Here is a 12,050-nt window from a genome sequence, read left to right as displayed (position 1 = left end):
GCGTACAAGGAGCGAAATGGACACCGAGCCGGGCGATCCGCGGCGGACCATCGAACTGCTGTGGGGCGTGCCCGGTCCCCCGCGCCGCGGCCCGAAACCGAAGCTGTCGGTCGAGCACGTGGTGCTGGCCGGGATCCGGGTCGCGGACGCGGACGGGCTGGACGCGGTCACCATGCGCCGGATCGCCGACGAGCTCGGCGTCGCGACGATGTCGCTCTACACCTACGTGCCCGGCCGCGAGGAACTGCTGGAGCTGATGCTCGACCACGCGCACGGCGAACTCCCCGGCGAGCTGCCGGAAGGCTGGCGGGCCGGGCTGGCGGCGGTCGCCGAGGACCTGTGGCGGCTCTACCACCGGCATCCGTGGCTGCTGGAGATCCGCGTCGGCCGCCCGACGCTGGGCCCGCACACCTTCGCCAAATACGAACGCGAACTGGCCGCGATGGACGAACTCGGCCTCGACGACGTCCAGCTCGACGCGATCGTCGGCCTGCTCAACGGATTGGTCGCGGGCGCGGCGCGCGGTTCGGTGGACGCGACCCGCGCCGCGCGGCGCAGCGGGATGACCGACCTCGACTGGTGGAACCGTTCCGCGCCGGTGCTCGCCGAGATCCCGGCGGCGGATCCGGTGCACTTCCCGCGCGCGAGCCGGGTCGGCACGACCGCCGGGCAGACCTACGGCGGATCTTCCGATCCCGAGCACCACTTCCGGTTCGGGCTCGGCCGCATCCTCGACGGGATCGGGCAGCTCGCCGGAGCCTGACCGCGCGAAATTGTCGGTGGCCCGGTTTACCGTTCGGAGAGTGTCGGCGGAACGCGTCCGCCGGCGGAGACGAGAAGGGAGCGTGCGGTGACCGGGCAGCACGACGGGGTCGAAGCCGCTGTCGCGCAGGCGTTCCGCGACGAATGGGGCTCCGTCGTGGCCACGCTCATCCGCGTCACCGGCGACTGGGACCTGGCCGAGGAGTGCGCGCAGGACGCGTTCGCGCTCGCCGTGCGGACCTGGCCGCGCGACGGCGTTCCCGACCGCCCCGGAGCGTGGCTCACCACCGCCGCGCGCAACCGTGCCGTCGACCGGCTGCGTCGGGCGGCGGTAGGCGCGGACAAACTCCAGGAGGCCGCGCGCCTGGCGGTCCCGGACGAACCGGTCACTGTCCACAATGGAGTCGGCGGTGCCGGTGACGTCAGCGGGGCCAGCGGGGCCAGCGACCTCGACGACGACCGGCTCCGGCTCATCTTCACCTGCTGCCACCCCGCGCTCGCCTTCGAGGCGCAGGTCGCGCTCGCGCTGCGCACGCTCGTCGGGCTCAGCACCGCGGAGATCGCCCGCGCGTTCCTGGTGTCCGAATCGACGATGTCGCAGCGTCTCGTCCGGGTGAAACGCAAGATCCGCGCCGCCGGGATCCCGTACCGGGTGCCGCCCGCCCATCTGCTGCCCGAGCGCACCGCCGCGGTGCTCGGCGTGCTGTACCTGTTGTTCAACGAGGGCTACTCGGCCAGCGAAGGCGACGACCTCCAGCGGCCCGACCTGGCCGGCGAAGCCATCCGGCTGGCCCGGCTGCTGTGCACCCTGATGCCGGACGAACCCGAGGCCACCGGCCTGCTCGCGCTTCTCCTGCTGCAACACGCCCGCCGCGGCACGCGAAACCGGCCCGACGGCGAGCTGATCCCGCTCGACGAACAAGACCGGAGCCAGTGGGACACCTCGGCGATCACCGAAGGAACCGCGCTGCTGGAAGCGGCGTTGCGCCGACGCAGTCCCGGGCCGTACCAGGTGCAGGCCGCGATCGCCGCGTGTCACGCCACCGCCGCGCGCGCCGAGGACACCGACTGGGCGCAGATCGCCGGGCTGTACCACGAGCTGCGGCGGTTCCGTCCGGGTCCGGTGGTCGAGCTGAACCGCGCGGTCGCGGTCGGGATGGCCGTCGGACCGGAGGCCGGGCTCGCCCTCGCCGACCGGCTGAGCGAAGAGCTGGCGGGCTACCACCTGCTGCCCGCCACCCGCGCGGACTTCCTCCGCCGCCTCGGCCGGATCGAAGAAGCCCAGGTCGCGTATGCCGAAGCGCTCGCGTTGGCCCGCACCGGAGCCGAACGCAGCTACCTTCGGAGACGACTTTCGGAAATTTCTTCGCCGGAGGTGTCTGTCTCGGTCTCTTCCGTTCGTCGGGAAGGCGAACCGACTCCGGAAGGACAGCCATGATCACCAAAACCCTTCGCGTGCCCGGCGCGGAGCTCCACTACGACGTCGCAGGCTCCGGACCGCTGCTGCTCCTCGTGCCCGGCGGACCCGCGGACGCGACCGCGTTCACCGCGCTGCGCCCCTTCCTCACCGACAGCTACACCGTCGTCACGTTCGACCCGCGCGGGATTTCGCGCAGCCGGACCACTGAACTCGACGACGACCTCGTCGGCCAGCACGCCGAGGACGTGCAGCGGCTGCTCACCGAACTCGACGGCGGACCGGTCTCGGTGCTGGCCAACAGCGGCGGCGCGATCACCATGCTCGAACACGCCACTCGCTACCCCGGCGCGGTACGGACGCTCGTCGCGCACGAGCCGCCGGTCAGCCGGTATCTCGGCGACCTGCTGGCCGATTTCCCGGACATCCCGGCGATCTACCGGGAGCAGGGCGTCGACGCCGCTCTGGGCGCGTTCATGGCGGCCAGCGGATTCGAGATCCCGCCGCCGCCCGAGCACCCCTCCGCCGAGGAAATCGAGCAGGGCAAGCAGATGCGCGGCAACTTCGAGGTCTTCTTCGGCAAGCTGATGGCCGCCGTCGGAGCCTGGGAACCCGATCTCGAAGCACTCGCCGCCGCGGGCACCCGGATCGTCGTCGCGGTGGGCGACGCGATCGGGACCCCGGCCTACGAGGCAGGCGTCGGGCTGGCCCGCGCGCTCGGCGGCGAGCCCGTCCGGTTCCCGGGAGACCACGCGGGCTTCGCCGCCGAACCCGAGGCGTTCGCCGCCCGCCTCGCCGAAACTCTCAACGAGGAGAACCCATGCGTTACCTCCTGATGATCGCCGGGTCCGAAGAACCCACCGAGGAACAGCTCGCGATCGGCTGCGGCGGCTGGTCCGAGGACCTGGCGGAACGCGGCGTCCTCATCGGCGGCGGAGGCCTGCACCCGCCCGCGACGGCCACCACGGTGCGCGTGCGCGACGGCGACGTCCTGCTCAGCGACGGGCCGTTCGCCGAGACCAAGGACCAGATCGGCGGCTACGCCGTGCTCGAATGCGCCGACCTCGACGAGGCCGTCGAGCACGCGTCCCGGCATCCGGCCGCCGCATACGGAACGATCGAAGTACGCCCGCTCCTCGGCTGAGGCGAGCGCCCCCGACCCGAAAGGAACCCCATGCCCTCCATTGTGGACAGAAATGAACAGCGCTACGTCGGCTACCGAGCGACGGTCGGATTCGACGGCATGCCCGCGGTCGCGCACCGGATCGCCGCGATCGTCGGCGCGCTCGCCGAACGCGGTCTCGAACCCGCCTGTGCGCCGTTCTTCCGTTACCTGGTGCTCGGCACGGACATGGAGACCGTCACCGTCGAGGCCGGAGTCCCGGTCACGGACGCCGTCGACCTCGGCGACGAGTACTTCAACGACGTCCTGCCCGCCGGGAAATACGCCCAGGCCACCCACCACGGCGCGCCGGACGGCCTCTTCGCGGCCACCGCGGACCTGCTCGCCTGGGGCGAGAAGGAGGACGTGCGCTGGGACCGCACCGTCGAGGCCGACGGCGAGCACTGGACCGCCCGGCTCGAGATCTACCGCACCAACCCGCAGGTGGAGCCGGACCCGAACAACTGGGACACCGACCTCTGCTTCCGGATCGCGGACTGACCGGCCGGTGGCCCGGAGTCACGCGCTCCGGGTCACCAAAGCGCCCACGAGACACCCGAACCCGGCCGCCGACACCACCGTCCGCACCGTGTTCCACCGCACCCACGGCTCCTCGAACCGGGCCCGCAGAGCGGCGAAGTCGACCGTGTCCACGGCGAGGGCGTTGTTCATCGGCACGTTGACCGCACCGGTCACCAGCACCATCGCCACCAGAAGCGCCGCGCCCGCGATGAGCCACGGCAACCCGCCTTGCGCGCCGCTCGTGAAGTGCAGGACCACGGCCGCGACCGCGAGCAGCGGCGCGCCCAGGAACGACAGCATGAACCAGCCGTTCACGATGGCGTCGTTGATCCGGCGCATCGCGGTCACGAACGTGTGGTCGTCGGCATGGGCGAGGCCGGGCATCACCGACACCGTGTACGCGTAGAACAACCCCGCGATCAGCCCCGCCGCGACCACTGCCGCCACGAGAACCGCCTTGGAAACGATCACCATCGTCGTGCCTTCCGTTTTGTCCCCCAGTACGCCCCCAGTCAACCCGCAGATCGCGAGACGATCCATCGGTTATCCGCTCGGAACCATGCGCGATCGTCTCACCAGGAGACTTCCATGCAGCACAGCGTTTCCCGCGGCGTCACGATCGGCGCCGAGCACTTCGGCGACCCGGCCGCGCCGCTGGTCCTGCTCGCCGGCGGCCCCACGATGCTGTCGTGGCCGGACGCCCTGTGCGAGGCACTCGCCCGCGGCGGACGGCACGTCGTGCGCTACGACCTTCGCGACGCAGGCACCTCGACCACGGTGAACCCGGATGCCCCGGCCTACACGCTGCGCGACCTCGCCGCCGACGCCGCCGCTCTCGCCCGGGAACTCGACGACCGGCCCGCGCACCTGGCCGGGATCGGGGTCAGCGGGATGGTCGCCCAGGTCGCCGCGCTCGACCACCTGTCCGCTTTCTCCGCCCTCACGCTGTACGGGACCCGTCCCGTCGCGCCCGGCCCCGTCGACCCTGATCTGCCCGATCACGACGCGAAGACCATGCACCAAGTGTTCGCACTGCCGATGCCCGACTGGTCGGACCGTGCCGCCGTCGCCGAACGCGCCGCCGTCAGCGCCGCGATTCTCGGCAACGACCCCGGCGCGGCCCGAACCGTCGCTGAACGGATCTTCGACCGCGCGGCCAGCACGGAGCCGCCGGTGCAGCTGGCGAATCAGCTGGGCATGGTGTTCTCCAAGCTCGACTGCACGCCGCGGTGGCGCGAACGCCTGCCGGAACTCGCGATCCCGACGGTCGTGCTGCACGGCGGCCGGGACGCGTTTTTCCCGGTCGGCAACGGGGAAGCCCTCGCCCGCGAGATACCCGGCGCGCGGCTGGTCGTCCTGGACGATGCCGCCAGCGCGATCCCGGACGACGCCGCCGAGAAGATCGCCGAAGCGATGCTCGCTGCCTGAACGGTTTCCGGTATCAAGCAGCCCGCGCGCTCTGCCGACCTCCCGAGCGTGCGGCGGCGCGGAAACGCCGGGCTTTCCTCGAACGCCGGGCTATTGCTGGAAATCACGGCGCGCGGTGGATCCCGGCGACGCGAGCCGCGACCCGGCAGCGGGAATCTCGTTTCCCCGGCACCCCCGCCCCGCAGCGGCACGGCCTCCCCGAACCGCCGAGCTTTCCCTTGCCGCAGCGCTACTCTCAGCACCGTGGACCCGCTCACCGCGTTGCTCGAAGGACCCCGTGCGCACGGCGCGTTCCTGCTCCGGTCCGTCCTGCGCCCGCCATGGTCTCTGCGGATCGAGGACGAAGCGCCGCTGACCGTGCTCGCCGTGGTGCGCGGCGACGCCTGGCTGGTGCCCGACAACGCCGAAGCCGCCCGTCTGGAAACGGGCGACGTCGCCGTCATCCGGGGACCCGAGCCGTACCTCGTCGCCGACGATCCCGGGACGCCGCCGCAAGCGGTGATCCGTCCGGGGCAGGAATGCGTCACGCCGGACGGCGGGCATCTCACCGACCTGACCGAATTCGGCGTCCGCACCTGGGGTACCGGCACCGACGGCCCGACGGTGCTGCTCACCGGGACCTATCCGACCGTCGGCGAGGTCTCGCGCCGATTGCTCGCCGCGGTGCCGAGCGTCGTCACCGCCCGCGCCGGAGCCAGCCCAGATCCGCTTGTCACGATGCTCGCCGCCGAGATCGAGCGCGACGTCCCCGGACAGGAAGCGGTCCTCGACCGGCTGCTGGACCTCCTGCTCGTCCGCGTCCTGCGGGAATGGCTCGACCGCCCGGCCGCGCCCGCCTGGTACCGCGCGCACGGCGACCCGGTGGCCGGGCACGCCCTGCGCCTCCTGCAGGACCAGCCCGAGCACCCGTGGACCGTCGCGGGCCTGGCCAGCGCGACCGGGGTTTCGCGCGCCGCGCTCGCCAGGCGGTTCACCGACGCCGTCGGCGAGCCGCCGATGACCTACCTCGCCACCTGGCGGCTCGCCCTCGCCGCCGATCTCCTGCGGCAGCAACCCGACGCGACGCTCAGCGCGATCGCCCGGCAGGTCGGCTACCGCAGCCCCTTCACGCTGAGCACCGCGTTCAAACGGGAGTACGGGCGCAGTCCGCAGCACTACCGCCTGCGCGAACCTGCCTGAACATCCGGCTCGAAGACCGGTGCCGACGGGAGCCCCAACGAGCACTCGCGAAAGCGACAGGTCAGCCCCGGAACCGCGGGGTGCCGACTCCCGGTGCCACTCAGCTAGAGCGGGGTCAGTCCTCCTCCCCGAACATCCGCACGAACAGACGGCGCACCTTCTCCGCCGCGCCGTCGGACAGGAACAGCTTCAGGTTGTCCGCCGACATCTGCGCCGCCGGCTCGGCCCGGTCGAACATCGCCTCCTCGAACTTCCGCACGTCACCGCCCTCGGCGAGGATCAGGGCAAGTTCGGCGCCGTCGCGCATCGCGAGGTTCGCGCCCTGCCCGGCGAACGGCGACATGAGATGCGCCGCGTCCCCGATCAGCGTCACGCCCGGCGTGCGGTCCCAGCGCAGCCCGACCGGCAACGCGGTCAGCGGATCCACCAGGATCGGCCCGGACGTCGCGTCCAGCAGCGCCAGGAACTCCGCGGGCCACCCCGCGTACAGCCCCTTCAGCGCGCCGCGGGCGCGATCCGGGTCGTCGAACGGGATCCCCGAGGTCTGCGGCCAGTCCTCGGGGCACCGCCGGGTCAGGTGGACGCGGATCGTGCCGTCTCCGTTGCGCTGCGCGGAAAGCGTCTGCTGATCCCCGATCGAGGAGAAGCTGCCGCGTCCGACGAGCGCCGAAGCCGCCGGGTGCGCTCGGTCCGCGTCGTGGATGACCAGCTCCATCCCGTGCGCTCCGCAGTAAGCCGGTTCCGCGTCGGCGAGCAGGGGGCGGATCCGCGACCGGGCGCCGTCCGCTCCGATGAGGAAATCGCACTCCAGGGTTTCGCCGCCGGACAGCTGGACGCGGTGGCGTCCGTCGCCGAGCGGCTCCGCGCCGGTCACTGCGTGTCCCCAGTGGACAGTGCCCTCCGGAAGCGCGTCGAGCAGCAGTTTCCGCAGCGCCGGCCGGTCCGCCTCCGGACGGCCCCAGCGCTCTTCGCCGTCGTCCGGCGTGGTTTCCTGCCGCAGCAGGGTTCCCGCGGAGTCGTAAAGAACCATGTCTTGGCCCTCGGGACGCGCGATCGCGCGGTAACCGGCCTCCAGACCGGCCTCGCGCAGCGCCCATTGGCCCTCGTCGACCGTCAGGTCGAGCGTGCCGCCCTGCACTCTGGCTTCCGGGCTCGCGTCGCGTTCGCAGACCACGGCGTCGACGCCGTGCGCCCTCAGCACCCGCGCACAGGTGAGCCCGCCGAGCCCGCCCCCGGCGATGACGATTCGCATCATGACATCCCCTCGATACACTGTATTTACGTAATACACCGTATCGGAACCTCCCGGGTACTGTCACCCGAAAAGGAGCGAGCATGGACGAACTGGTGTGGGAACGGCCCGAACCGCCGGCGCGCGCGGCGCCGACGCCGCTGAGCCGCGCCCGCATCGTCGAGACCGCCTGCGCACTCGCCGACGAAGGCGGGCTCGAAGCGGTGTCGCTGCGCAAAGTCGCGGCCGCGCTCGGCGCCGGGCCGATGCGGCTGTACGGCTACCTCGACACCAAAGAAGAACTGCTCGACCTGATGACCGACGCGGTCTACGGCGAAATCCCGCTGCCGGACCCGGAAACCGAAGGGCTCGCCGCCCTCCGCGCGCTCGCCCACGGCTGCCGCGCGGCGGTCCAGCGGCACGAGTGGTTCGCGGACCTGATCGGCGGCCGGCCCGGGCTCGGCCCCAACGCGCTCGCCTACCTGGAGGCGTCGCTCGCCGCCGCGGCAGGTCCGGGCCCGATCGAGGACGCTGTGATCACGGTGTTCACCGTGCACTCCTACGTCACCGGCGCCGTGCGCAGCGAGATCCGCGAGCGGCGGCTCATCAGCGACACCGGTCTCGACGAGGAAAGCTGGCAGCGCTCCGCCGCGCCGTACCTGCAGCGGATGTTCGATTCCGGCCGCTACCCCACCCTCCTGCGCACCGCGCGCGACGCTGTCCACCCCGACGGCGACGCGGTCTTCTCCGCCGGCCTCGACCGGGTGCTCTCCGGACTCTCCCTGAGCTAGTTACCGCTTAAGCGGCAAGATGGCCGCATGAACACCGCCGCGCTGGGGCCGACGACCCGCGTCATGCACGCGATGGAACAGCTGTGGGCCGAGATCCGGCGGCGGCACGCGGACGTTCCCGAAGCGATCCTCGTGCTGGCGTCGGGAACGATGGGCACCGCCACCGAGATCCACGGCCACTTCGCCCGGTCCCGCTGGCACGTCGGCGACGGCGTCGAACCGCGCGCCGAGTTCTTCCTGGGCGCGGAAGGCCTTCGGCGCGGCGCGGCCGAAATCCTCTCCACCACGCTGCACGAGGCCGCGCACGGGCTCGCCGCCACCCGGGACATCGTCGACGTCAGCGACGGCCGCTACCACAACAAACGCTTCGCCGCGCTCGCCGCCGAGTTGGGCCTGCGGGCCGAACAGGCGGACCGGATCGGCTGGTCCGCGACCATCGCGCTGCCCGCGACTCTCGAGGCCTACCAAGGAGAACTCTCCCGGCTCGAAGAAGCGCTGACCGTGTGGCGGCACACCGAACAGGAGGTCGCGCGGCGCGCCGTCCCGTCCCCGCCAGGTGATCCGGAAGGGCCGGACGAGGTCGCCGAACCGCTCGCACCGCCAGTGGTGATCGCCCCGGTCGACGGCCGCGGCGCGCACCGCGGCGGGCCGAACTACGTCGCGGCGATCTGCCGCTGCGAACCGCCCCGCCGGATCCGCGCGGCCCGGTCGATCCTGGAGCTGGGGCCGATCGCCTGCACGTTGTGCTCCGAGCCGTTCGTCGAGGCTTGACCGCTGCTGCGGCAAAGCAAGTGCTTGCACTTTGCTATCACTCCGGGATACGGTCTCGACCGGTCGCACACTACGGAGCGGAAGGGTCGCCATGCTGAGACAGGCAGCGGAGGGCGTGCTGGTCCACCAGAGCGAGGTGCTCGAGAACAACGCGGTCGTCGTGCGGGGCCGGGCGGGCGTGCTGCTCGTCGACCCCGGGCTCACGAACGGCGAACTGACCTGCCTCGCCGGCGATCTGCGCGAACTCGGTCAGCCTGTCGCGGCAGGCTTCGCGACGCATCCGGACTGGGACCACGCGCTCTGGCACGCCGAATTCGGCGACGCGCCCCGCTACGGCACCGCCCGGTGCGCGGCCTACCTGCGCGATCTGCTGGCGAAAGCGGACTGGAAAACCCTTCTCGCCGAGGGATTGCCGCCGGAGATCGCCGACGACGTGCCGCTGGACCTGTTCGGCCGCGTCACCGGTCTGCCCGCCGGAACCGGGTGCGTCCCCTGGGACGGCCCGCGCGTCCGGATCATCGAACATCCGGCTCACGCCCCGGGGCACGCGGCGCTGCTGATCGAGGAACGCCGGGTTCTTGTCGCCGGCGACATGCTTTCCGACGTCCTGGTCCCGATGTTCGACGACACCGCCGACCCGATCGAGGACTACCTCGCCGGCTTGCGGGCGCTCGAAGCCGTGGCGGACGACGTCGATGTCCTCATCCCCGGTCACGGCTCCGTCGGCGGAGCCGGTCAGGTGCGCGCGCGAATCGAACTGGACCGCGCGTACGTGCAGGCCTTGCGCGACGGCCGCGAACCCGACGACCCGCGGATCGGCCCGTCGGCCAAGCCAGGCTGGGAGTGGGTCGCCGATCTGCACCGAGGCCAAGCCCGGAAGATCGCCCGGATCAACGGCTGAGGATCAGCCGAGCCAACCGCGATGCAGCGCCGGAGCCAGTTCGTGCGCGGCGGAGTCCCGGATGGCGTTCTCGTCGTGGAGATACCCCTCGGTGGTCGACAACGCGGCGTGCCCGAGGTCGCGCTGCACCTGCCGCGGCGGGACCCCTCGCTCGATCGCGTGCGTCGCGTACGAGTGGCGCGCCGAATGGGGATGGATGGTGTCGCACAACGGCTGCAGGTGGGTCGCGACGAACCGGGCCTCGGCGGTGTCGAGGAGTTCCTGCAGCCGCGCGGTTTTGGGCGTCTGACAGAACGTCGCGCACAGCCGCCGCAGCAACGCGGTCACGTGCGAAACGTGCACGCGCGCGCCGGTGCTGGTGACGAACAACGGCTCCGCCCGATTCGCGCCGACCTGCCCGCGCAGCGCCGGCACCTGCGGGGTGACCCGGTCCGCGAGATAGGCGTCGAGCGCGTCCGCCACCGGTGCGGCCAGCGCTACCTCGCGGTCCTTGGATCCCTTGCCGTGCACGCGAAGCACGCCGATTCCACCTGCGGTCGGCCGCCGGTAGTCGCCCAGATCGACGCCGACGAGTTCCTCCGCGCGCACCCCGGTGCCGATCAGGATCTCGACCATCGCCCGGTCGCGCGGGCCGTTCCGGCTGTGGCCGACCAGCAGCCAGGCGGCGAGCAGCAGCGCCCGGCACGCGTCGAAAGACCAGCGCGCGGTCTGGGACGGGACGCCGGAGGGCCGGTTGAGATGCTGCGCGCGCCGGTCCACCAGCGCTGCGGGATTGTGCCCGGCCAAGCCTTCCCGCAGCAGGTACTTGCGGTAGAACGCGGACACCGCCGACAGCATCCGGCCGCGCGTCGCGTCGCGGTACCCAGCGCGCGCCAGCTCGTCCAGCCACTGCTCGACGTGCTCCACCCGGACGTCGGCGAACGACGTGAACCCGTTGCGCAGGCACCAGGGCAGCCACGCGAGCGCGTCCGGATCGGTCCGCCGAGCCCGGCCGCGGCGGCGTCCCGGGTCCGGCGGCTGGTAGCCGGGGACCCAGTCGAGCGGGATGCCGAGATCGGTCGCGTACGCGACGCGGGTGTTGAGCGACGCGTACACGCGCAGGAACTCGGCGAACCGCTCCCGCGCGTCCTTGCCCGCTCCCCCGGCATCGGTGAGCGCGAGGGTCATGCGCGCCCGCCCGGATACAGCGCGGCGACCCCGGCGAGCACGAGATCGATCCCGGCGAGGAACTGCTCGCGGTCGTCGTGTTCGCTCATCTGGCTCGCCATCGCCCGGGCGATCTCGTACTCCTCCGGATCCAGCCCCTCCCACGCTTCCGCCGTGGCGGCAAGGAATTCGGCCCGGTCCGCGTCCGGCTCGGAGACCTGGCTGTTCGCCGCGTTCTGCCCGGCCGCGCCAAGAACGTAGTGCATCAGGACCGACGTCGCGGTGAACCAGTGCTCCTCGGGCACGCCGAGCGCGCGGACCCCGCGGCCGAGGCTTTCGAGGATCCGCGGCGTCACCGGCCCGCCGGGACTGCGGGACAACTGGAGCAGAAGCTGCGCGGCGAGCCACGGATGCGCGTCGATCGCGGAGAACAACCCGAGCGCGACCGCGTGCACTTCCTCGCGCGGCGAGCCGGCCGGCTCCGCCGCCAGTGCGTCCGCCACCACCGCGTCGGTCGCGGCGACCAGCAGTTCGCCCTTGTTCGCGACGTGCCAGTAGATCGCCCCGGGCCCGGTCGCGAGCCGCTCGGTGAGTACCCGGAAGGTCAGGCCGCTCTCGCCGGCCGCGTCCAGCAGTTCCACCGCCGCCTCGACGATGCGCTCCCGAGAAAGTGCCTCCGTGCGCCGCTGTGCCCGGCGCGTCCCCGTAGCCATGCGCCCATCTTGACACATCTGGAGCGC

14 protein-coding genes are annotated in these 12,050 nt (G+C 72.0%); 10 read left to right on the top strand and 4 right to left on the bottom strand.

Going from position 1 to position 12,050, the window contains the following annotated elements; all coding sequences use genetic code 11:
* Positions 1 to 16: 16 nt before the first annotated feature.
* From ACZ7SW_RS07135 to ACZ7SW_RS07115, 5 genes are all read left to right on the top strand, one after another.
* Positions 17 to 763: a TetR/AcrR family transcriptional regulator gene (locus ACZ7SW_RS07135; protein ID WP_470229494.1), complete on the top strand. Its 747-nt coding sequence runs from the start codon at positions 17 to 19 to the stop codon at positions 761 to 763.
* An 87-nt stretch (positions 764 to 850) separates the two neighbouring features.
* Entirely contained in the window at positions 851 to 2,200 is a 1,350-nt protein-coding gene (locus ACZ7SW_RS07130; RefSeq protein ID WP_470229493.1) for an RNA polymerase sigma factor, read from the top strand.
* On the top strand, positions 2,197 to 3,015 hold the full coding sequence (locus tag ACZ7SW_RS07125) for an alpha/beta fold hydrolase (RefSeq protein ID WP_470229492.1): 819 nt from the start codon (positions 2,197 to 2,199) through the stop codon (positions 3,013 to 3,015). The genes ACZ7SW_RS07130 and ACZ7SW_RS07125 overlap by 4 nt, the downstream gene beginning before the upstream one ends.
* On the top strand, positions 3,000 to 3,323 hold the full coding sequence (locus ACZ7SW_RS07120) for a YciI family protein (protein ID WP_470229491.1): 324 nt from the start codon (positions 3,000 to 3,002) through the stop codon (positions 3,321 to 3,323). The genes ACZ7SW_RS07125 and ACZ7SW_RS07120 overlap by 16 nt, the downstream gene beginning before the upstream one ends.
* Before the next feature lie 30 nt (positions 3,324 to 3,353).
* A complete protein-coding gene (locus ACZ7SW_RS07115; RefSeq protein ID WP_470229490.1) occupies positions 3,354 to 3,842 on the top strand; it encodes a GyrI-like domain-containing protein in 489 nt (162 codons plus the stop codon).
* Positions 3,843 to 3,860: 18 nt separating this feature from the next.
* Here ACZ7SW_RS07115 and ACZ7SW_RS07110 read toward each other — a convergent pair whose 3' ends face one another.
* Positions 3,861 to 4,337 (bottom strand): anthrone oxygenase family protein, encoded by a 477-nt coding sequence (locus tag ACZ7SW_RS07110; RefSeq protein ID WP_470229918.1) that lies wholly within the window; start codon positions 4,335 to 4,337, stop codon positions 3,861 to 3,863.
* A gap of 114 nt (positions 4,338 to 4,451) precedes the next feature.
* Between ACZ7SW_RS07110 and ACZ7SW_RS07105 the strand changes: the two genes are divergently transcribed.
* Positions 4,452 to 5,291 (top strand): alpha/beta fold hydrolase, encoded by an 840-nt coding sequence (locus ACZ7SW_RS07105; RefSeq protein ID WP_470229489.1) that lies wholly within the window; start codon positions 4,452 to 4,454, stop codon positions 5,289 to 5,291.
* Between the two features lie 243 nt (positions 5,292 to 5,534).
* Positions 5,535 to 6,470: an AraC family transcriptional regulator gene (locus ACZ7SW_RS07100; protein ID WP_470229488.1), complete on the top strand. Its 936-nt coding sequence runs from the start codon at positions 5,535 to 5,537 to the stop codon at positions 6,468 to 6,470.
* A gap of 115 nt (positions 6,471 to 6,585) precedes the next feature.
* Here ACZ7SW_RS07100 and ACZ7SW_RS07095 read toward each other — a convergent pair whose 3' ends face one another.
* Complete coding sequence (locus ACZ7SW_RS07095; RefSeq protein WP_470229487.1) at positions 6,586 to 7,725, bottom strand: FAD-dependent oxidoreductase; 1,140 nt, start codon at positions 7,723 to 7,725, stop codon at positions 6,586 to 6,588.
* 80 nt (positions 7,726 to 7,805) lie between these two features.
* Between ACZ7SW_RS07095 and ACZ7SW_RS07090 the strand changes: the two genes are divergently transcribed.
* From ACZ7SW_RS07090 to ACZ7SW_RS07080, 3 genes are all read left to right on the top strand, one after another.
* Complete coding sequence (locus ACZ7SW_RS07090; protein ID WP_470229486.1) at positions 7,806 to 8,492, top strand: TetR/AcrR family transcriptional regulator; 687 nt, start codon at positions 7,806 to 7,808, stop codon at positions 8,490 to 8,492.
* Between the two features lie 27 nt (positions 8,493 to 8,519).
* Positions 8,520 to 9,263 carry a hypothetical protein gene (locus tag ACZ7SW_RS07085; protein WP_470229485.1) on the top strand — a complete coding sequence of 248 codons (744 nt, stop codon included), beginning with the start codon at positions 8,520 to 8,522 and terminating at the stop codon, positions 9,261 to 9,263.
* Between the two features lie 91 nt (positions 9,264 to 9,354).
* A complete protein-coding gene (locus ACZ7SW_RS07080) occupies positions 9,355 to 10,164 on the top strand; it encodes an MBL fold metallo-hydrolase (protein WP_470229484.1) in 810 nt (269 codons plus the stop codon).
* A 3-nt stretch (positions 10,165 to 10,167) separates the two neighbouring features.
* Here the strand turns inward: ACZ7SW_RS07080 and ACZ7SW_RS07075 are convergent, their stop codons facing one another.
* Together ACZ7SW_RS07075 and ACZ7SW_RS07070 are read right to left on the bottom strand one after the other, a co-directional pair.
* Positions 10,168 to 11,331 carry a tyrosine-type recombinase/integrase gene (locus ACZ7SW_RS07075; protein WP_470229483.1) on the bottom strand — a complete coding sequence of 388 codons (1,164 nt, stop codon included), beginning with the start codon at positions 11,329 to 11,331 and terminating at the stop codon, positions 10,168 to 10,170.
* On the bottom strand, positions 11,328 to 12,023 hold the full coding sequence (locus tag ACZ7SW_RS07070; protein ID WP_470229482.1) for a TetR/AcrR family transcriptional regulator: 696 nt from the start codon (positions 12,021 to 12,023) through the stop codon (positions 11,328 to 11,330). Before ACZ7SW_RS07070 ends, ACZ7SW_RS07075 begins: the two co-directional genes overlap by 4 nt.
* Positions 12,024 to 12,050 lie beyond the last annotated feature (27 nt).

This window comes from Amycolatopsis sp. NPDC114484 (genome assembly GCF_055633755.1).
The sequence above is the reverse complement of the archived record's forward strand: the minus strand, read 5'-3'. Positions and strand labels throughout refer to the sequence as shown.